Annotated in this window: 3 protein-coding genes; all 3 read right to left on the bottom strand. The window is 50.6% G+C overall.

All coding sequences use genetic code 11. The features are described from left to right. Positions 1 to 13: 13 nt before the first annotated feature. Genes SB24_RS00435 through SB24_RS00425 form a run of 3 tightly spaced genes read right to left on the bottom strand, consistent with a single transcriptional unit; the run spans position 14 to position 23,060 of the window. The gene (locus SB24_RS00435; protein WP_039251320.1) at positions 14 to 7,663 is read right to left on the bottom strand and encodes a non-ribosomal peptide synthetase; all 7,650 of its coding nucleotides are present in this window, start codon (positions 7,661 to 7,663) and stop codon (positions 14 to 16) included. Between the two features lie 15 nt (positions 7,664 to 7,678). Continuing rightward, positions 7,679 to 15,376 carry a non-ribosomal peptide synthetase gene (locus SB24_RS00430; RefSeq protein WP_039251318.1) on the bottom strand — a complete coding sequence of 2,566 codons (7,698 nt, stop codon included), beginning with the start codon at positions 15,374 to 15,376 and terminating at the stop codon, positions 7,679 to 7,681. A 25-nt stretch (positions 15,377 to 15,401) separates the two neighbouring features. Continuing rightward, complete coding sequence (locus tag SB24_RS00425; protein ID WP_039251316.1) at positions 15,402 to 23,060, bottom strand: non-ribosomal peptide synthetase; 7,659 nt, start codon at positions 23,058 to 23,060, stop codon at positions 15,402 to 15,404. Positions 23,061 to 23,417: the final 357 nt, after the last annotated feature.

Below are 23,417 nucleotides of genomic sequence, written 5' to 3'. Positions count from 1 at the left end.
CCGTCGCCTTTTTCTACAGTTCCTCAACAAAACTCGCTATGCTGTCCAAATCATCAGATGTTAACGTTTTGCTGCTAAAATCACTAACGGTTTTTTCTGCTTCCTCTTTGCCGGTGCAGTGCGCCATAATATCACGCAAATATTGCTGTAAAGTTTGCAGCAGCTGTTCCATCGTTTCTTTGCGGAAGCGGCTCGGCGGATAGCTCAAACTGAAGTGAAGTTTGTTTTGTGCGGCCATCGCGCTCATTTCCACCGCTTGTTCCCGCTGCCATGTCGGCGTGATGTCGTGCCCGCTTGCAAGACCGGACAGACTGAACGTGTGCTGATCTTCTGTATCATTGAATTGCCCTAAATAGTTAAAGCTGATTTCAGGCGCTTGTCTGAAGCGGATTGTTTTTTGTTCAGGCGGTGTCATGTATTTTAAAATGCCGTAGCCTATTCCTTTATCCGGTATTCTTCCGAGTGTGTCTTTGACCGTTTTTACCGCCGTTCCAAGCTCAGCGCCTGCTGTGTTCAAGTCAATGAGCACCGGATACATGGAGGTAAACCAGCCTACGGTGCGGCTGATGTCGAGCTCCGGCATGATGTGCTCTCTCCCGTGCCCTTCCATCGCGATGCGCAGTCTGCCGCCCCCTGTCCAGTCCCGTAAAGCCAAAGCTGCGGCAGTCAGAAGAATATCTTGCGTATCGGTATGGTAGGCCCGGTTGACCTGCTGAAGCAAAACGGACGTTTCTTCTTCTGTAAGCGTAAAGCTTACCGTTTGCCGAATGCTGTCGGCTCCCGTCTGATGCTGCGGTTTTTCATAAGGAAGTTCGGCGGCTGTTTCTTCTTCAATAAAACGCCAATATTCCTCTTCACGCATCAGCTTGCTGCTTTTTGCGTATTCTGAAAGCCTTTCAGCGTATTGCTTAAACGAATCGGTCTTTGGCGGAAGCTGGACCGGCTGACCTTTTACGGCTTGAGTGTAAGCGGCAGATAAATCCTCCAGCAAAATACGCCATGACACTCCGTCAACCGCCAGGTGATGTACGGTGATGAATAAATAATCTCCGGACCGGGTTTTGAACCAGCCGGCTTTTAATAACGGGCCTTTTTCAATATCCATCCGCTGTTGGAGCGCAGCCACTTCAGTTTCTATTTCTCTTTCCCAAGTATCTGTCCCAGACATATCCCAAATGTCCAAGGTGTACAGTTCGTCTTTTTGAATACCGTGATTGATTTGTCTGAAACTTTCGTTTTCTGCACTAACGGTGATCCGGAGTGCATCATGATGAATGACAAGATGCTCCAAGGCTTCTTTGAGCGGCTGTTTATGCAATGCGTCAGAGCTGAACATCATGACGGACTGATTGAAATGATTTCTGTTTTCCATCCGCTGTGATAAAAACCAGTGCTGAACGGGTGTCCAAGGTATGTCTCCTTCCACCGGCCGCTGATCGATGACTCTTTCCGCTTTACGAATAAGCGGCGCGAGTTCCTTAATGGACGGGTGCCGGAATAAGTCGCTTGCCGTCATTTTCCACCCATAGCGTCCGAGCCGTGCGGAAACTTGCAGCGCTTTGATTGAATCGCCGCCCAACTCAAAAAATGAGTCCTCAATCCCGACTTGTTTTGTGCCGAGCACTTCCTGCCAGATCACGGAAAGCTGTTCTTCAAGCTCATTGCGGGGAGCTGTGTACGCGGTTTGAAGCGCGAGCTCCGGTTCGGGCAGATTTTTCCGATCCAATTTACCGTTCGGCGTAAGCGGCAGCTTCTCAAGTTCCATTATATAGGCCGGAACCATGTAATTCGGCAGTTGCTTAGACAGTGAAGAACGCACTTTTTCTGTATCCATGTCCGCCTGCAGACTCATATATGCGATCAGTTCTTTATTGCCGGACTGCCCGGTTCTGACTGACACGGCGGCTTCTTTCACGCCGTCCAGGCTCCTCAGTGCGGCTTCAATCTCTCCCAGCTCGACCCGATAACCGCGGATCTTCACTTGATCATCCATCCGCCCGGCATATTCGATCGTTCCGTCCGGCAGCCAGCGGGCTAAATCTCCGGTGCGGTACATCCGTTCTCCGGGAACAAAAGGATTAGGGACAAATTTTTCTTCCGTCAGCTCAGGGCGGCCGAAATATCCTCTTGCCACACCATCTCCGCCCGTGCATAATTCGCCGATGACGCCGATCGGCTGCGGTGTTCCCCTGCTGTTTATGATATAAGCAGTTGAATTTCCGACAGGGCGGCCGATCGGGATTGAATGATCGTATGATTGTTCAATCAAAAAGCAAGTCGAGAACGTCGTGTTTTCAGTCGGTCCGTATCCATTCCATATTGAAAGATGCGGCAGCGTTTTCCGAACCCGGTTTACATGACTTGGGGACAGTGCTTCCCCGCCAATAATCAATCGGGATAATCCGGAAAACACGTGTTCATTTTGTTCTGATAGATGATTGAACAAAGACGATGTCAGCCACAGTGTCGTAATGCCGTTTTGCTGTATAAATGTTTCCAGAACATCAGAGTCGAGATAGGTTTCCTGGTCACTTACATATAAAGAAGCGCCGTTTAAAAGCGGACCGAATATTTCAAATGTCGTAACGTCAAATCCTAATGATGAAGTAAACAACAGTCTGTCTTCCGGCGTAAAATCGATATAATTGCTGTTTTTCACAAGGCGGATCACGCTTCGCTGTTCAATCATGACGCCTTTTGGCGCACCTGTTGACCCGGACGTATAAATCATGTAGGCCAATGATTCAGGTCCGCCGAGCGGTTCGGGATTTTCCGAACTCAAGCCGGCCTTTGTTTGAATATCCTCTATGAATAAACGTTTTCCTGAAAGCGGCAGACCGTCAAGTTTATCAGATTGGAGAAGAATATCAGCTTTACAGTCTTTAAGCATCCATTCAGCCCGTTCCCGCGGCACATCGTCACCAATAGGCAAGTAGGCGCCTCCCGCTTTTAATATTCCGAGGATTCCGGAAGCAAGCTCTGTTGTGCGGCCGGTTAATAATGCGACAACGCTTTCCGGACCGACGCCATTTGATCGGAGAGCCGCCGCTATTCTGTTAGCCCGTTTGTTCAGCTCACGGTATGTCAAGATTTGTCCATCATATACAACTGCCCGGGCATCGGGGGTTTCTTTTGCCTGACGCTCAAATAAACGGCTGATGGTTTCGTGTCTTGGGTAATCGCTTTTCGTCTGATTAAACTGATAAATGACGCGATTTGTTTCAGCATCATCCAGTACGTGAATGTCACCAAGCGATATCGCTTGGTTTTCAATTACTTTTGTAAGAATACGGGTAAAATAAGAAAGCCATTTTTCAATTGTCTGTTTTTGATAGATATCTGTATTGAATTCAAAATCAAAGCTGATGGAACCGTCAGACCCTTCTGACGCGTAAAGCGTGGCATCAAACTTTGCGGTTTTATGACTTGTATCCGCAGCTTGAGCCAAATGCAGTTTATTTAACACCAGGGATTCACGCTCCATATTTTGGAGCACAAACATCACATCAAACAGCGGATTTCGGCTTGTGTCCCGCTGCACGCCGAGCCGCTCCACAAGCTCTTCAAACGGGTAGTCCTGATGCTCATACGCTTCAAGCGCGGCTTGGCGGACTTCCGCCAAGTAATCGGTAAACCGTTTGTCTCCTTTCGGCTCCGTTCTGATGGCCAGCGTGTTGACGAACATGCCGAGAATCGGTTCAAGGTCTTTGTGCGGACGCCCGGCAATCGGCGAGCCGACGATGATGTCTTCCTGCCCGCTCAATCTCGCGAGTAACGTATTGTACGCGGCGAGAAGCACCATATACAAAGTGGAGCCGTGATCCCGGGCGATGCGGTGAAGGCCGGATGCCGTTTCAGCGTCAAGCGTGCACGATACGCTGCCGCCCGCAAAGCTTCTGACAGCCGGACGGGGCTTGTCAGCCGGAAGCTCAAGCACCGGAAGCTCTCCTTCAAGCCGCTTCAGCCAATAGGCTTCCTGCTTCTGATATCCTTCTTTCTCCTGAAACGATCGCTGCCAGACGGAATAGTCTTTATATTGAAGGCGCATCGGCGCAAGCGAACGGCCTGCGTACAGCTCGCCGAATTCTTTAATCAAGGTGTTGACGGACACACCGTCAGAAATAATATGATGCATATCCGTTAATAAAAGATGGCGTTCGTCCGATTCTTTCACGAGGGCCGCACGGAAGAGCGGCGCTTCCTCCAGACAAAACGGCCGGACGAATGCGTCAGCTGACTCGGCCTCATCGAGCTGAAACGGTACGCTGTCATGGATGCGCTGCACCGGTTCGCCGTCAGGCCCCGTTTCAAAGGACGTTCTGAGCGACTCGTGCCGCTCCACAAGCTGCCGGAACGTCTCCTCCAGCCGGCCGCGGTCAAGCGGGCCCGTCAGTTCCAGCACAGCCGGCATATTGTAGCCGACACCGCCGTCTTCAAGCTGCTGGAGCACATACATCCGTTTCTGCGCCGAAGACACCGGGTAGGTGTCCTGTGTTTGCGCAGGCTGAATCGCTTCATACGGGCTTTCTTCCAAGTCCTGAATAACCGAAGCGAGCTCTTCCACCGTCGGCCGGGCGAAGATGTCCTGTAACGGCACCTGAACACCGAACTCTTTGGCGATGCGGGAGACGAGAGCCGTCGCTTTTAACGAATGGCCGCCCCGCTCAAAAAAGTGATCCCGGATGCCGACGGGGCCGTTTTTCAGCACCTCTTCCCAAAGGGCGCAAAGCTTCATTTCCGTGACGTTCCGCGGGGCGGTGTACGCCCGTCTGTCTGCCGCTCCGCCGGGAGCCGGCAGCGCGCGGCGGTCAAGCTTTCCGCTCGGCGTGACCGGCCATTCGCTCATCTCTATAAACTGAGCCGGCATCATGTAGGCCGGAAGGCGTGTCGCAAGCTCCGCCCGCACGTCATCGCTTTCCCGTCCTTCGATATAGGCGTAAAGCGCGGTTTCGCCGTGTTCGGTCCGGGCGGTGACCGCCGCCTCACGAATGCCGTCGATGCGCCGGATCGCCGCTTCGATTTCCCCCGGTTCAATCCGGTAGCCGCGGACTTTCACCTGTCCGTCTGAACGTCCGAGCCATTCGACTAGGCCCTCTTCTGTCCAGCGTGCGATATCGCCCGTCTGATACATGCGTTCTCCCGGATAAAACGGATCATCGAGAAAACGCTCCTCCGTCAGCTCAGGGCGGTTCAGATAGCCCCGGGCCACGCCGGTCCCTGCGATGTACAGCTCTCCTGCCACGCCCGCAGGCTGGATGGTTCCTCCGCTATCTAATACATACAGACGGGCACCCGGAACGGGTTTTCCGATCGGAAGCCTTTTCCGTCCGCTGTCCCGTTTTCGGTCACAGACGTAAAACGCCGCATCAACCGTCGCTTCCGTCGGTCCATAGCCGTGAATAAGCATGGTCTCCGGCAGAAGATCGGCAAACCGGGCAGCCGTAAGCGGTGAAAGAGCTTCGCCTCCGGCAAACACGCGTGTCAAGGTTCTGCCGAGGCGTGTTCTTGTTTCCGCAGGCACTGTTTCCAGCGCGTCTAAAAAGCTGTTGACCATCGCCGGAATAAAATGCGCGGTCGTCACCTTTTCTGAGGCAAACGCTTCAATCATCCGCACAGGATCTTTCTCCCAGCCGGCCGGAAGCAGATACACGGAGGCGCCGGACATCGTCCACCAAAACAATTGCCAGATGGAAGCGTCGAAAGAAAAGGATGATTTCAGCACGATAATATCCTCTTCCGTCAACGGGAACTGCCCTTGCATGCCGGATAAAAAGGCGGCGGCCTGACGGTGTTCAACAGCCACTCCCTTCGGTGTTCCCGTCGAACCGGACGTATAAATGATATAAGCGAGCGAATCGCTATCCGCTTCTTCAGAGACAGCCCCTGTCTCCGTCTCGCCTGTCAGAGCAGAAAGAGACACTTCAAGCGTCTCGCCGGAAAAACCGGAAACGGATAACCCCGGCTGTGCAAGCAGGAGACAAGCGCCGCAGTCATCGAGCATATAACGCAGCCTGTCCTCAGGATACTCCGGGTCAAGCGGCACGTAGGCGCCGCCCGCTTTTAACACGGCAAGCACTGAAACCACCATCTCCGGCGAGCGTTCAGCGAGCACGCCGACCATGCTTTCTATGCGGACGCCTTTTTGTCGGAGCCGAACGGCGAGCCTGTCTGTGTACTGATCGAGCTCGGCGTACGTCAGCATGCCGCCCGGAAAACGGAGCGCCGGACGATGCGGCGAAAGCGCGGCACGGCGGGCAAACAGCCCGTGAAGCGTCGGAGCCGGCGGTTCAACCGTTTCTGTACGGTTAAACGCATCAAGCATATTTCTGGCTTCACACGCATCCAGCAATGCGATCTCGGAGGCGCTCATTTCAGGGTCGGAAATGACTGACTTCATCATATGCCGTAAAAATGTTTCAATATTCTTCATAAAAACACGATCGTATATACCGGTATCAAAGTTTAAGCGGATATAAAGAGAATTTCCCGGAATCACCTTTATGCTGCATCCGTAGTTTGTGACTTCCTCCATCGAGAAATCTTCTACCGCAAAATCAAATGAACCGGCCTGACTCACATTTTCAATTTCACGCTGGGCCGGCACATTTTCAAACACGATAATGTGGTCAAACAGCGCTTGCTTCAGAGGGCTTTGCGCCTGAATGTCATACAGCGGATAATAGCTGTACGCTTCTGCTTGCAGCGTCTCCTGCTGCAAATGCCTGACGAGTTCCAGAAAAGAAAATGAACCGCTTTTCACCCGCACGGGAATCGTATTAATAAACAGCCCCACCATTTTTTCCACGCCTGCGAGATCCGACGGCCGGCCGGAAACGACAGAACCGAAAACGGCGTCATCACAGCGGCTGACACGCTGCAGCAAAATGCCCCACAGTGCCTGGAACACTGTATTCAGCGTTGCTCCCGCCCTTGCCGCAATGTTCTTCAGCTCATTTGTCTGCTCTTCAGAAATAGTGAAAACCGCCTGCTCAAGTTCGCCATTTGGTTCCGCGGATTTTTTCGGAAGAGACGCCGGTTGCTCAAGATCGGCAAGTCTCGTTTTCCAAAAAATCTCGGCTTCTTTACGATCCTGCTTCATGAGCCATTTAATATACTTACCATATGGCTGAACAGGCTCGAGAGACGGGAGCCGCCCGTCTCCGAGAGATTGATAGATCATCAGAAATTCCTTCATGACAATCCCGAAGCACCAGCCGTCCATGACGATATGATGATGGCTCCAGATACAAACATAGCGTTCAGGCGCTTTTTTCAAAATGGAGACTCTCATGAGAGGGTCTGATTGCAAATCAAAGCCTTTATCTTTATCTTCTTTTCTGAACCGGTCGGCATATTTGTCTTGCGCCTTCTCGTCCAAATGAGAAATATCATGAAACTGAACGCGGCTCGGCCTGTTTTTCAATACGACTTGGCGGGGCTTCGCCACATTCTTATGAATAAATGTCGTACGGAAAATATCGTATCGTTCAAAAACAGCATCTATACTTTTTTGGAATCGTTCCCGGTCAAGCTGTCCGTTGATCGTAAACACCGCTTGTTCGAAGTAGGCTCTTGAGTCATGATCCAACAGAGAATGAAAAAGCATGCCCTCCTGCATAAAAGATAAAGGATATATATCTTGTATTTCCGGTTGCTGCCCCATTGCGCCACTCCTTTTCTATAGTTTGTTGACGGCCCCCATAATGTCACTCAGATCTTCCAGCGTTAACTCCTCGTCACTGAAATCAGCGGCGCTCCATTCACGCTCCTCTTTGCCTGTGCAATGCGAGATGATCTGCTTGAGAAAGGCATGAAAATATCCCGTCAAAACTTCAATCGTTTCTTTTTGATACTGAAAACGGTTGTACACGACATACATGCTGAGACATTCCGACGATACGGAGCCGCTGATATCAAGTGTGTACGGACGTTCCCAGTCTGGGCTGACTTCATTTCCCGCTTTTACGGGAGAAACACCAAAGCCGCTTGAACGGATTTCACGGTCAAACTGTCCCAGATAGTTAAAACTGATTTCAGGAGAATCGGATTCCGTCTCTTCCCAGAGTTTGCTTATATATTTCAGCACTCCGTATCCCGCTCCTTTATGCGGAATGCGGCGCATCATGTCTTTTGTCCGCTTAATGTGATAGCCGAGCCGCTCGCCGTCATCAGCCTGATCTTGAAAACTTGCGTCAACCAATACCGGATAAATTGACGTAAACCAACCGATGGTTCTGCTGATATCAAGATGCTCCAAGTGCTCTTCCCTTCCGTGGCCTTCCATGCTGATTTTGAATGTCTCGTTTCCGGTCCATCTGTTCAGCGCAAGGCTTAACGCGGCAAGCAATAATTCACCCGTCTCTGTTGTGTATGCTCTGTTCGCTTCCGTTAACAGCTGCTCAGTCTCCTGTTTTGTCAATGTAACGGTCATCACATCTGTATCTTTCAGAAGATTGGAAGAGATGCGGGCATCTTTCGGAAGCGGTTCGACCGCCGCTTTTTCTCTTTCGGACCAGTAGTCTGCTTCCTGTAACAGCCGGCGGCTTTTTGCATAATCAGAAATTTGCTTCGCGTAAGTCTGATAGGAATCGGTTTTTGCCGGAAGCGCGGTTTCTTTTCCTTCGAGCGCCTGCCTGTAGCACGCGGTGAGATCTTCAAATAAAATCCGCCATGATACACCGTCAATGACAAGGTGATGAATGGAAAGCAGCAGATGATCGCCATCATTAGCGTGAAATAATCCGACAGCTACGAGCGGCCCCGTCTCCAGCCGAATGGAAGTTTGAATACGGGCGGCCGCCTGTTCAATTGCGGCGTGCTCCTCTTGTAATGACCCTTTCCCTCTCACGTCAAGCGTTTCAAACGTAAAGAGTTCTTCTTCAAAAAGGTTTTCCGCTCTGTTATATTGAATCACCGATCCGTTTTGCGTGCCGCATACCATCCGTAATGCGTCATGATGAACCGCAAGCTGTGCCAACGCTTTTCTCATAGCAGATTCATTGATTCTGTCCGCACTGCGGAGCATAACCGACTGATTAAAATGATCATGCGGCAATGATTGCGACAAGAACCAGTGCTGGATCGGCGTCAGCGGCACGTCTCCCGTGACGGGAGCCTGATCAATCACGCGGCGGACTTTCCGGAGCCGCATCGATACTTCTCCCAGTGTCTGATGCTCGAACAGCTCGCGGACGGTCGTTTCATAGCCCTGCTGTTTCAGCCTCGCACATACTTGCAGCGCTTTAATCGAATCCCCGCCGAGATGGAAGAAATGAGCATTGGGGCCGAGACCTTCAACACCTAAGAGTTCTTCCCAAATGTCAGCCATCATTTCTTCATTTTCATTTCTCAGGCTGATATCATCTCCAAGGCTATCATTTAATTCAGGCTGCGGGAGCGCCTTCTCGTCCAGCTTCCCATTCGCCGTCAAAGGCAGTTCATCAAGCTCTATCAAGCGGGCGGGAATCATATATTCCGGCAGAAAAGCTCTGAGAGAGGCCTGAATCTCTGCTTCTTTTATCTTTTCGTTCCCGTGTAAGACCGCGTATGCGTAAATGGAGTGCTGACCGTGCTGATCAGCACGTGTGATCACGGCGGCCTCTTTCACGGAGGAAAGCTCTTGCAGCGCTGATTTAATTTCTCCCAGCTCAATTCTGTGGCCTCTGACTTTTACTTGCGCATCTTTCCGCCCGACATATTCCAGCTCGCCATTTGAGAGCCTTTTGGCGATATCACCCGTCCGGTAGAGCCGCATGCCGGAAACGTGCGGATTCGTGATGAAACGGGAGGCGGTTAAATCATCCCTGTTTACATATCCCCTCGCGACGCCTTCCCCGCCGATATAAAGCTCACCGGGAATTCCGATCGGCTGCGGATTCATATAGGCGTCCATAACAAAAGCACGAAGGGTTTCCAGCGGTCTGCCGATATTGCTTTTGTTTCTCTCAATATCATCCATATTCAGTTTTTTGCATGTGACGTGAACCGTGGTTTCCGTAATACCGTACATATTAACAAGCTCCGTCTCCGGGTACTTCTCTTTCCAGCTTTTCAGCATGCCGGGCTGAAGCGCTTCTCCGCCGAAAATGACATATCGAAGCTTCAGCTTGTCCGTATGCCCGGCCTCTTCATGAATGAGTCCGGAAAAAGCCGTCGGCGTTTGGTTCAGCACCGTTACGCCTTCACTTTGCAGCAGCTGCCGGTACAAATGCGGATCACGGGCTGTGTCTTTCGGCACGATAACTACCTTTCCGCCGTATAAGAGCGCGCCGAATATTTCCCAGACAGAAAAATCAAAGCAATAGGAATGGAACAGCGTCCAGACGTCTTCAGAGCCGAAATCAAACGGCAGTCCTTTATGTGTGATAAGGCTGATGACATTGCAGTGTTCCGTCATAACGCCTTTCGGTTTTCCGGTTGTGCCCGATGTATAAATCACGTAAGCCGGCTGTTCAGGCGTTATCATTTCTTTCGTTCTGTCTGCTGAAACGGATTCAGGCTTATCGATGTATAAAACCGGCAGCCCGTCCATTCCGGATATCCCAAGACCCGATTGCGTCAACAGAACACGCGCGCCGCTGTCAGTCAGCATAAATGAAATCCGCTCGTCCGGATAGTCAGGATCAATCGGCAGATAAGCTCCTCCCGCTTTTAAAATACCGAGAATCCCAATCAGCATATCCGGAGATCGTTCGGTCATAATTCCGACAATCTGTCCGGAGCGGATGCCGTTTTCCGACAGCATATCGGCGATTCGATCCGCCTTTTCATTGAGCTCGCGGTAGGTGAGACGCTCATCAGACATGACGGCTGCAATTTGATCCGGCATTTTTTCCGCCTGTGCTTCAAATAAACTGACAATCGTTTCATGCCTCGGATACTCCGCCGTTTGATTTTCCGCTTGAAGAAGCATCTGCCGCTCGTTTATGCCCAGCAAATGAATGTCAGACAGCTTCCGCTCATCATCCGATGCGATTTGTCCTAAAAGCTCTTTAAAATGACCAGCCCACCGTTCAATCGTATCTTTTTCAAACAACGCGGTACTGTATTCAAAATGAAAATCCAGTGAGCCATCCGGCCGTTCCTCGGCATGAAGCGTCAAGTCGAATTTTGAAATGTCATGCTTCACTGCATGTGAAGAAACGGATAAGCCCGGAAGGTTCACTTCGAAATCATCACTGTTTTGCAAAACGAGCATGGCATCAAACAGCGGATTGCGATTGACTTCCCGGTGTGTATCAAGCTTTTGGGCAAGTTCTTCAAACGGGAAGTCCTGATGTTCGGCCGCGCCGAGGGCGAGCATTTTCACCTCTTCTAAATAAGCGCGGAATGTCTTATCCCCTTTCGGCCTGCTTCTCATTGCCACGGTATTTACAAACATGCCGATGACCCCGTCAAGCTCAGCGCGGCTTCTGCCGGCCGCAGGTGAACCGACGACAATGTCTTCCTGCCCGCCCAATTTAGAAAGGAACAAGGAGTAGCTTGCCAAAAGAATCATATACAGTGTCGAACCCGTCTCATCCATGAGCCGGCGCAAGTTCTCCGCCGTTTCCTTTTGAAGGCGCGTTCGAACAACGGACCCGCTGAAATCAGGAAGCTGCGGGCGCTTTTTATCGAGCGGCAGATCAAGAACGGGAATGTTTTCCCCGATCGCATCCAGCCAATAACGCTCATGTCTTTTGAATTCTTCAGCGGCAAACCGCTCATGCTGCCAGACGGAAAAATCTTTGTACTGGAGTTTTAACGGCCGCAACTCTTTTCCTCTGTACAAATCCGTCAATTCTTGAATCAGAACACTCATTGACACACCGTCTGCGATAAGATGATGCATATCAAGCAGCAGAAAATGACGTTCTTCAGTAACTTTGGCTAAAGTCACTCTCAAAAGCGGCGCTTTTTCCACGTCAAACGGTTTGACGAAAGTTTCCATCACCTCTTGAAGAAGGTTCCCGGATGGCATGTGAATCTCTGTGAGGTCAAGATCGACATGTGAATGTATGTGCTGCATCGGCTCCCCGTTTCGTAAAACAAATGAAGTGCGTAACGCTTCATGCCTTTGTAACAGCGCTGAAAAGGCTTCGTGCAGCCGATCCCGGTTGAGTCTGCCGCTCAGTTCCAGACAAGCGGGCATATGATAGCCCGTACTGTCCGCTGCAAGCTGATGAAGGGCATAGAGCCTTTTTTGCGCAAAAGATAGCGGGTACAAGTCCTTTGCCACAGCAGGCGTGATTTCTGCATATTCTCCTCTTTTCCTCTGTTCAAGGAAGCGGGCCATGCTCTCGATGGTCGGATGTTCAAAAACATGGCGGACGGCAAGTTCAATTTGGAGCCGTTTATGTATGTTTGAAACAAGCGACGCGGCTTTCAGCGACTGTCCGCCGATTTGGAAGAAATCATCTCTCATACTGATATGTTCCCGTTTCAGCACTTCTTGCCAAATAGAAAGCAGCTCGGTCTCAAGCATTGTGCGCGGAGCTTGATAATCTCCGGTTCTCTCAGCTTCTTTCGGCTCAGGAAGTGCGGCCCGATCAAGTTTTCCGCTCACAGACAGCGGCATCTCCGTTAATTTGGTAAAGCTTCCCGGTATCATATAAGCAGGTAATCTCCCGGCCAATTCGGCATGAGGGTCAAATGTCACACCTGCGTTTTCCAGTACGACATAAGCTGCAAGCTCCTGTTCCCCGTCCGCCGTTTTGCGCACGGTGACTGCCGCCTCTTTTACCCCGGACAGACTTCTGAGTGCCGTTTCGATTTCTCCTAATTCAATTCTGTAACCTCTTACCTTGACCTGATCGTCAAAGCGTCCCATATATTCAATCGTTCCGTCCGGTAAAAATCGGGCTGCATCTCCCGTTCTGTACAGCCGTTCACCTTCACGAAACGGATGAGGGGTAAAGACTTTGTCCGTCAGCTCTTTTTGCTGAAAATATCCGTCCGCCAGACCTTTTCCGGAAATACACAGTTCACCGACGGCTCCGACCGGCTGCAGCCGATCTCCGTGCATCATATAGACAGAAGTGTTGGCAATCGGGCGCCCGATCGTAATCCGGCTGCTTTTTTGCAGGTTGCGCAGAATCGTCGTGGCCACACTGTTTTCCGTCGGGCCGTATTCATTCAGCAGCTCGGCATTCGGGCATATGCCGCGGCTCGCTTCCACGATATCAGGAGTGGCCGCTTCCCCGGCAAATGTCACCGCCCGAAGTGTCTCTGCATCTTTTTTCGTCAGCGAATCAAGCAGAACGCGATACAGAGACGGAACGATCAGAAGATGGCTCACTCCGTGGCGGGTGATTTTCTGTTTTATTGAAAGGACGTCTTTCGCATCATCTTCATCAGTTAACAATACACAGGCGCCCGACAGAAGCGGAGTGAAAAGACTCGTTAATGACCCGTCAAATACGTATGAAAAAAGATGAAGCGCTATGTCCCCTTCTGTCATCCCGTATTCTTCACGCCGCCATTGCAATGTATTGCTGATCGCTTTGTGTTGTACAAGCACCCCTTTCGGCCGGCCTGTCGTTCCGGAGGTGTAAATGACATACGCCCAATTTCTGCTGTCAGATACCGGCAGAAGCGGTGCGGTCTGCTGGGAAACCGTTTCCTCCATGATGACGACGCTGCCCTTGAAATGCGGCGGAATGAGGGGGAGCAGGTCCTTTTCGGTCACGAGCAGTGAGGCTTCACTGTCTCTCAGTAAAAATGAAATCCGTTCAGGCGGGAATTCCGCATCAATCGGCATATAGGCGCTGCCCGACTTCCAAATTCCGAGCAGAGCGGCAACCGTACTCATTGATCGGCGCAGCATAACAGCGGTGATCTGGTCGGGGCGTGCGCCTTTTTCCCTTAACGCATGCGCAATCTGATTCGCCCGCTGATTTAATTTCTTGTAGCTCCAGCTTACCCCGTTATATCTCAACGCCTCTTGGTCAGGCGTTTTTGCCGCCTGTTCTTCAAACAGCCCATGAACGGTTGTCTCAGGGTACGGACGGTTCGTTTCGTTAAACGAATGAATCAAGGCTTCTTCCTCCGGAGGCACGAGACTGATGCTTGATAAAAGCCTGTCCGGATCTTCCGTTACACAGGAGATGACCTCCAGAATATGCCCTTTGATCCGTTTCATGTCTTCCCGATCGTAGATGCCCGCATTGTAGCTGAATTTCACATAAAACTCTTCTCCCGGAACGATGACGACGTTAAGATCGTAATTGGTTTCTTCCGCCATCGAAAAGTTTTCAAGTGAGAGCGCACTGCTTTCCGTTTGCTTCCAGCCGTTTACCGCAGTCTGCATCTGAACCGGATAATTCTCAAAAACCAGGATGTGGTTCAATAGATCTTTTTGCAGGCCGCTTTCGTTTTGGATGTCATAAAGCGGATAATAGCTGTGCTCTTCCGCAGCGAGTGACTCTTTTTGCACCTTTTTGAGAAGAGAAGAAAAAGTCATATCCCCAGCCGCGCGCACCCTTACCGGCACGGTATTGATAAACAGTCCGGCCATTGATTCGATGCCGGCGATAGCTGACGGCCTGCCGGAAACAACTGAACCGAATACCGCATCTTCAGTGCCGTTGTAACGATGGAGAAGCAGTCCCCAAATGCTCGTAAATAAAGTATTCAGCGTGACCCCGGTGCTTCGGGCAATGTCTGTCAGCTTTTGCACGGTTTCAGACTCAAGGGAAAATTGAAAATGCTCAGATGCATAACCGTTTTGCGCCGGCTTATTCTTCGTTTGCGGAACGGAAACGACTTCTCCGTAATCTTCCAAGCAGCGCGACCAGAACGCTGACGTTTCTTCTTTATTCCGGCTTCGGAGCCATTTGATATAAGAGCTGTACGGAGCCGGACTGCCGAGGTTTACAGGCCGCCCGTTCCGGTTCGCATAATACATGCTGAAGAAATCTTTCAGCACAATGCCCAAGCTCCAGCCGTCCATCATAATGTGATGGTGAGTCCAAACGCATGTATGGCGGTTTTCTCCCGTTTGAAAAAGAGTCAGGCGCATTAAGGGGCCTTTTTGCAGATCAAAGCCCTTATTCCGGTCGGTTTCCTTGAATTCCTTAATGATGCTTTGCTGCCGTTCTTCCGAATAGTCTGAAATGTTCTCAGTCTGTACGGCTGTGTCACGGCGTGAAAGAACAACCTGCTGCGGTCCTTCAAGGTCAGGCACTTCTTTTATGAAAATCGTTCTGAAAATATCATAACGGCTGATAAGCATATCCAGACTTTTTTGGAATGTATCAATGCATAAATCCCCGCTGACTGTAAACGAAATCTGCTCGACATATGCGTTTGATCCGGAATCCAGAAGCGAATGAAACAGCATGCCTTCCTGCATATATGATAAAGGGTAAATATCTTGAATTTCTGTCGCTTGTGTCACGAATGCCACACACCTTTTTATGAAATTAAAGTCCTTTTACGAGATCTTCAATGCTTGATAGTGCTTGAGCGGTCAATTCTGTATGGCTGTAATCCGTTAATGTTTTTTCCCGCTCTTTCTTGCCGGAACAGTGGGCGATGATGTCCTCGAGGTGAGTATGGAAACGATTCATGAAGAACTCGATTGCCCCCGGTGCAAATACATCGGTATAAACGGCTTTTACCTCCAGTTGCCCGGCCGCCACCATCGCGTTAATATCCAAATCAAACTCGCGGATGCGCCCGGCCGCTATATCATGCTGCGGCTTGAACGGTGACATCTTCAGCGCTCCCTCAAGACCGTCAAACGCACCGAGATAGTTAAAGCTTATTTCTGGGTCTTTATAAAGAATGTTTCGCGAATATCTCAGCAGCCCGTAGCCGGTTCCGTGATGAGGAACCCGTCTCATCATGTCTTTTACCGTCTTTATGCGGTGAGCGGTTTTTTCGCCTGAGCCTCCCGGCACTCTCATATCCAAAAGCACCGGGTAAACAGATGTAAACCATCCTGCCGTTCTTGACATATCAATGTCAGGCATATGCCCCTGGCGCCCGTGCCCCTCAGTGCTGATAAGGATCTGTTCAGAACCCGTCCACTCATGAAGCGCCATTCCAAGCGCCGTTAAAAGCAATTCATGAACATCCGTTCCGTATGCCTGCTGTGTTTCCAACAGCAGCTGTTTCGTGACTTCGCTGCTTAATATCCACGATGCAGTGCGCGCGTTTTCCTGCAATCGTCCGGCGTTTTCATCAGTTATTTTCGGCAACGGCGCTGTTTCACTAGACATCACGCTGTCCCAGTATGCGGCTTCCTCCAGCAATGCTTTGCTTTTGGAAATGTCAAAAAGTTCTTCGGCATACTTTATATAAGAATCGCTTTTCGGCGGCAGTTCGATTTGTTTGCCGTCCAATGCCTGCTGATAAGCTGTCTGCAGATCTTCAAGCAATATCCTCCATGACACGCCGTCCACGATAAGATGATGAATCGTTATAAGAAGATGGTCGGCTTCCTTCTGACGGAACACTCCGAGATGAAGCAGAGGCCCCTGATCAAGACGCATAGCCTGCTGTATTTCTTTTTCCTCAGCGGCTATCCGTTTTTCGGGCTGCGTTTCTTCTGAAATATCTATGACGTTAAGCGTAAATATTTCTTCATACTGCTTTGTGATTCCGCGATTATATTGAACCGTTTCCCCATGCTCATTTTCAGTGAAAGTCATTCGCAGCGCATCATGATGTTCGGTCAGCGCGCAAACCGCCTGATACAGCGCATCTATTTCGAGGCTGTCTTCACTGCACAGCATGACCGCTTGGTTATAATGAAGCTCAAACGCACCCGGCTCCTCAAAAAATCTCTGCTGGATCGGTGTCAGCGGAGCGCTTCCTTCTATCGGCCCCTGATCAGCAGTTGCAACAGCCGGCGTGAGGTGCTTCGCGAGTTCTGCAATCGTCGGGAACTGAAACAAATCGCGGATCGACATGTTCCAGCCTTCTCCGGCGAGTCGGGCTGACACTTGAAGCGCCTTAATGGAATCTCCCCCAAGCTCAAAGAAAGAGTGATGGATTCCCGCTTTCTGAATATGAAGCACATCTTCCCAAATCCGGCATAACATCGCCTGTTTTTCATCGCCGGGCGCGACAAATGCCTGGGATGAATGTATCTCTTCTGCCGGCAATGCCGATTTATCAAGTTTGCCGTTCAGTGTCAGGGGCATGCTGTCTAAACCGATAATATGGGACGGCATCATATAAGCCGGAAGCTCCTGCATTAGAGACTGGCGAAGTGATGAGATATCGGCCTCTTTAGGAACGATGTATGCCGCTAATCGGGCTTGTCCTTCGGCATCTTTCATCACGGTAACAGCCGCTTCTTTGACTTGATCGTGTTTCAAAAGCACACTTTCTATTTCTCCCGTCTCAATTCTGTAGCCTCTGATTTTTACCTGCTTATCAATCCGCCCTTGAAAACGAAGAGTACCATCCGGCAGCCAGCAAGCCTGATCTCCGGTTCTGTAAAGCGTTTCTCCCGTTTGTAACGGGTCACTGAATGCGCCCTCTGTCAGCTCAGGCTGTCCCCAATATCCTTTGGCGACGCCGGCCCCTCCGATATACAGCTCTCCGAAAACGCCGATCGGCTGGACCTGTTTGTCTTTGTTTAAGACGTACATTTGTACATTCGGAAGCGGAACACCGATCGGCACATCATCTTCCCGCGGCTTTTCGCTCATTTCGGCTTCATAATACGAAGAATCAATTGTCGCTTCTGTTACACCGTAGCTGTTAATGATCCGCATTTCTTTTCCGAAGCGTTCATGAAGCGTATAAAAATCCTGCGACTTGATCATATCTGAACCCAGTACCAGTATTTTTACACTTTGCAGCGCGAGCTTCCGGCGATATATATATTCCATAAACGGAACAATCAGCGCGGGTGTCGACTCCATAAACGTGATACGGTGCTGATCAATGAGCCGATAAAGCTGTTGCGGCTCAAGCCGGACGTCATCCGGACAAATGACAAGCGTTCCCCCGTTTAGCAGGGCGCGTGCAAGATCCCCTGAAAATACATCAAATGAGAAACTCGCCATCTGCAGCACTCTGACCGGTATAAGATCAAGCTCATAAATCCTGCGCCATGCAAGTGCTGCATGCGTAAAGCTGCGATTTCTGACTTCGACTCCCTTCGGCGTTCCCGTTGTTCCCGAAGTATATATGATATATGCAGTATCATCCGGTGACGCTGACGGCTGAATATTCTTTGCACAAATATCGTATTGATCTTCATGATCGAGCTGAATGAGAAATAAATTGTGATCCGTCAGCTGTGAAGCAAGTTCTTTGTATTCTGACTGCACCATCAAGACGGATGCCGCGCTGTCTTTTAATAAATAGCGAATCCGTTCCTCAGGATAATGGGAGTCAACCGGTATATACGCCCCTCCCGATTTCATGACGGCAAGAACACTGACGATTGCTTCAATCGAACGGTTTGCCAATATAGCTGCTCTTTTTCCCGGACCTAATCCATTTTTGTGTAATGTTCGCGCAAGCCGATTTGCCCGCTCATTAAGCTGCGAATAGCTGATCTGTTGTGTTCCTTCAATAACAGCGGTCTGATGAGGCGTTTCTTCTGCTTTCTCTTCAAACAGCTGGTGAAACAGTTTGTGTTTTTCCATGAATTCAGTTTGTGTGTTATTAAACTCAATCAGTAACTTTTGTTTTTCTTCTTCATCCAAAATGTCAGCTTTCGATAGTGTGACTTCCGGTTCGGCGGCAACATGGCGCAAGAGATTCAGTAAGTGGCCCATCCAGCGTTCAATCGTTTCTTTCATAAAAAGCTCGGTGCTGAATTCCATTTCAAAGCGGATGTTTCCATCGGATTCAGCCGCTGATAAGGTCAGGTCAAAACTTGATACATCATGTTCGGTATGTTCTGATCGTGACGCCTTCAGACCGGCCAGATTTATTTCCTCTCGCTCCATATTCTGAAGAATAAACATCGCATCAAACAGCGGATTGCGGCTCATGTCCCGCTGCACGCCGAGCCGTTCCACAAGCTCTTCAAACGGATAGTCCTGATGCTCATACGCTTCAAGCGCGGCTTGGCGGACTTCCGCCAAATAATCAGTAAACCGTTTGTCTCCTTTCGGCTCCGTTCTGATGGCCAGCGTGTTGACGAACATGCCGAGAATCGGTTCAAGGTCTTTGTGCGGGCGCCCGGCAATCGGCGAGCCGACGATGATGTCTTCCTGCCCGCTCAATCTCGCGAGTAACGTATTGTACGCGGCGAGAAGCACCATATACAAAGTGGAGCCGTGATCCCGGGCGATGCGGTGAAGGCCGGATGCCGTTTCAGCGTCAAGCGTGCACGATACGCTGCCGCCCGCAAAGCTTCTGACAGCCGGACGGGGCTTGTCAGCCGGAAGCTCCAGCACCGGAAGCTCTCCTTCTAGCCGCTTCAGCCAATACGCTTCCTGATTCTGATATCCTTCTTTCTGCTGAAACGACCGCTGCCAGACGGCATAGTCTTTATATTGGAGGCGCATCGGCGCAAGCGAACGGCCTGCGTACAGCTCGCCGAATTCTTTAATCAAGGTGTTGACGGACACACCGTCAGAAAAAATATGATGCATATCCGTTAATAAAAGATGGCGTTCGTCCGATTCTTTCACGAGGGCCGCACGGAAGAGCGGCGCTTCCTCCAGACAAAACGGCCGGACGAATGCGTCAGCTGACTCGGCCTCATCGAGCTGAAACGGTACGCTGTCATGGATGCGCTGCACCGGTTCGCCGTCAGGCCCCGTTTCAAAGGACGTTCTGAGCGACTCGTGCCGCTCCACAAGCTGCCGGAACGTCTCCTCCAGCCGGACACGGTCAAGCGGGCCCGTCAGTTCCAGCACAGCCGGCATGTTGTAGCCGACACCGCCGTCTTCAAGCTGCTGGAGCACATACATCCGTTTCTGCGCCGAAGACACCGGATAGGTGTCCTGTGTTTGCGCAGGCTGAATCGCTTCATACGGGCTTTCTTCCAAGTCCTGAATAACCGAAGCGAGCTCTTCCACCGTCGGCCGGGCGAAGATGTCCTGTAACGGCACCTGAACACCGAATTCTTTGGCGATGCGGGAGACGAGAGCCGTCGCTTTTAACGAATGGCCGCCCCGCTCAAAAAAGTGATCCCGGATGCCGACGGGGCCGTTTTTCAGCACCTCTTCCCAAAGGGCGCAAAGCTTCATTTCCGTGACGTTCCGCGGGGCGGTGTACGCTTGTCTGTCTGCCGCTCCGTCGGGAGCCGGAAGCGCGCGGCGGTCAAGTTTTCCGCTCGGCGTGACCGGCCATTCGCTCATCTCTATAAACTGAGCCGGCATCATGTAAGCCGGAAGGCGTGTCGCAAGCTCCGCCCGCACGTCATCGCTTTCCCGTCCTTCGATATAGGCGTAAAGCGCGGTTTCGCCGTGTTCGGTCCGGGCGGTGACGGCCGCCTCACGAATGCCGTCGATGCGCCGGATCGCCGCTTCGATCTCTCCCGGTTCAATCCGGTAGCCGCGGACTTTCACCTGTCCGTCTGAACGTCCGAGCCATTCGACTAGGCCCTCTTCTGTCCAGCGTGCGATATCGCCCGTCTGATACATGCGTTCTCCCGGATAAAACGGATCATTGAGAAAGCGCTCCTCCGTCAGCTCGGGCCGGTTCAGATAGCCCCGGGCCACCCCTGTCCCCGCGATGTACAGCTCTCCTGCCACGCCCGCAGGCTGGATGGTTCCTCCGCTATCTAATACATACAGACGGGCACCCGGAACGGGTTTACCAATCGGAAGCCGCGTCCGTCCGCTGTCCCGTTTTCGGTCACAGACGTAAAACGCCGCATCAACCGTCGCTTCCGTCGGCCCGTAGCCGTGAATGAGCACGGTCTCCGGCAGAAGATCGGCAAACCGGGCAGCCGTAAGCGGTGAAAGAGCTTCGCCTCCGGCAAACACGCGTGTCAAGGTTCTGCCGAGGCGTGTTCTTGTTTCCGCAGGCTCTGTTTCCAGCGCGTCTAAAAAGCTGTTGACCATCGCCGGAATAAAATGCGCGGTCGTCACCTTTTCTGAGACAAACGCTTCAATCATCCGCACAGGATCTTTCTCCCAGCCGGCCGGAAGCAGATACACGGAGGCGTCTGACATCGTCCACCAAAACAATTGCCAGATGGAAGCGTCGAAAGAAAAGGATGATTTCAGCACGATAATATCCTCTTCCGTCAACGGGAACTGCCCTTGCATCCCTGATAAAAAGGCGGCGGCCTGACGGTGTTCAACAGCCACTCCCTTCGGTGTTCCCGTCGAACCGGACGTATAAATGATATAAGCGAGCGAATCGCTATCCGCTTCTTCAGAGACAGCCCCTGTCTCCGTCTCGCCTGTCAGAGCAGAAAGAGACACTTCTAGCGTCTCGCCGGAAAAACCGGAAACGGATAATCCCGGCTGTGCAAGCAGGAGACAAGCGCCGCAGTCATCGAGCATATAGCGCAGCCTGTCCTCAGGATACTCCGGGTCAAGCGGCACGTAGGCGCCGCCCGCTTTTAACACGGCAAGCACTGAAACCACCATCTCCGGCGAGCGTTCAGCGAGCACGCCGATCATGCTTTCTTTGCGGACGCCTTTTTGTCGGAGCCGAGCGGCGAGCCTGTCCGTGTACTGATCAAGCTCGGCGTACGTCAGCATACCGCCCGGAAAACGGAGCGCCGGACGATGCGGCGAAAGCGCGGCGCGACGGGCAAACAGCCCGTGAAGCGTCGGAGCCGGCGGTTCAACCGCTTCTGTACGGTTAAACGAAGATAACACCCGTTTCTTTTCTTTTTCATCCGCCATATCAATATGCCGAATCAGCCGGTCTGGATTTCTAACGGCATTTTCAACGATCGTCAGCAAATGAGTTTGAATACGTTTAATCGATTTTTCAGTAAATAAAGCGGATTGGTAATCAAAATTCAGCTCAATCAATCCCGTATCTGTCCGCTCCTTAATTAAAATGGAGAGCTCGTTTGCGGTATGTCCGCTGAAAAACATGGCCGTTTCATAATCGAAACCGTCTGCCTTACGCCACTCAAGCGGCTGATACTGCATCGAAATACCGATGATATTTTGCAGGTCATGATGAGTCTGCCTTAATTCATTCACAAAAAGATTGTAAGGATATTTCTGGTGCCGCATAACAGACAGCTGCTCTTTTCCTACGCTGCGGACAAAGGACAGGAACTCCGCATCAGGATCTGCCGTCATTCTGATCGGCAGTGTGCTGACGAACATGCCGAGCATATCCTTTTCGAGCCTGGAGCCCCGGTTTCCGTAATAAGTGCCGATGGCGATATCCTTTTTAGCCGTCAGACGGCTGATGCATATGTATAACGAAGCCATAAACAGAGAGATGATGCTGATATTATTTTCTTTGCAAAAAAGCCGGATTGATTGTTCTAAGGAGTGAGAAAGAGTGATTGTATCTCTGGAAGCCGCAGTGCTTTGTCTAAGATGAGAGGTTCGTTCCGCCAGTGAAAGGTGTTCCGGAACGGTTCGGTATGTTTCAGTCCAAAATGAACGGTCTTTTTGAAAACGGGAAGACTGTAAGTATTGCTGTTCTTTTTCCATGTAGCTGAGATAGGAAGGTCTGTGGTGTTCAGCTAAATCCTCGCTCCGCATGATCTTTTGGTAGATATCAATGAGCTGGTTGCCGAGCAGGTTGAGCGAGATGCCGTCCATGATAATATGGTGAAATTTTGAATAAAGCCAAACTTCTTCGTCTGACATGACAAGCAGAGTAAATTGATACAGAGGTGAATGAAACAGCTTGAACGGAACACGGGTCTGCGTGTCAATCCATGCGTCCCGCTCTGCCTGATCAGTATGAGTAAAATCAACAGTCTCTAGAGAAATCGGCCGATGCCCCGCCAGATACAGCTGGGGTTCTGATCCGTCCCCTTCTGTCAGTTGAAACCTGAGCGAATCATTTTGCGAGATAGAAAAATCTAAAGCATGGCGCAGTACGTCAAAATCGATGTCCCCCCTGAATTTGACGCATGCCGCGAGATTGCAGATACTTGTGCCCGGTTCGAGCAGCTCCGTAAACCACACTCTTCTTTGTGCGTGAGTTAAAGAATAAACAGTGTTCTCCAATGGAATCCCTCCGCTTCAATTTAAGAGGATAAGAAAGTGAAATAATTACAATTAAATTTCGACAGCATATGACTTAATCATCCATATAAGCATTATTTTAAAACATATTTTAGAAATCACAATAAAAAATTAAATTTTCTCTAACATTTTTTAGAATATAGTATATATTCCTCACTTCACTTCTTCATTTCTATAATCTTTATACCATGTAAAACGGTATGTATGCATACTATAAACTGGTTCTTAAACACTATAATAAGGAATAAAATGTATAATTAATTGCGCTTTTAAAAAGGTTTTCCTCCCGAAAAGAAGTTTTATGTTAAAAAATGAATAATCGGTGAACATGTAAGAAAG

Origin of the sequence: Bacillus sp. Pc3 (assembly GCF_000815145.1) — a bacterium.
Classification (GTDB): domain Bacteria; phylum Bacillota; class Bacilli; order Bacillales; family Bacillaceae; genus Bacillus; species Bacillus velezensis.
Note: the sequence above shows the minus strand (reverse complement) of the source record. Positions and strands in the feature narration are given on the sequence as shown.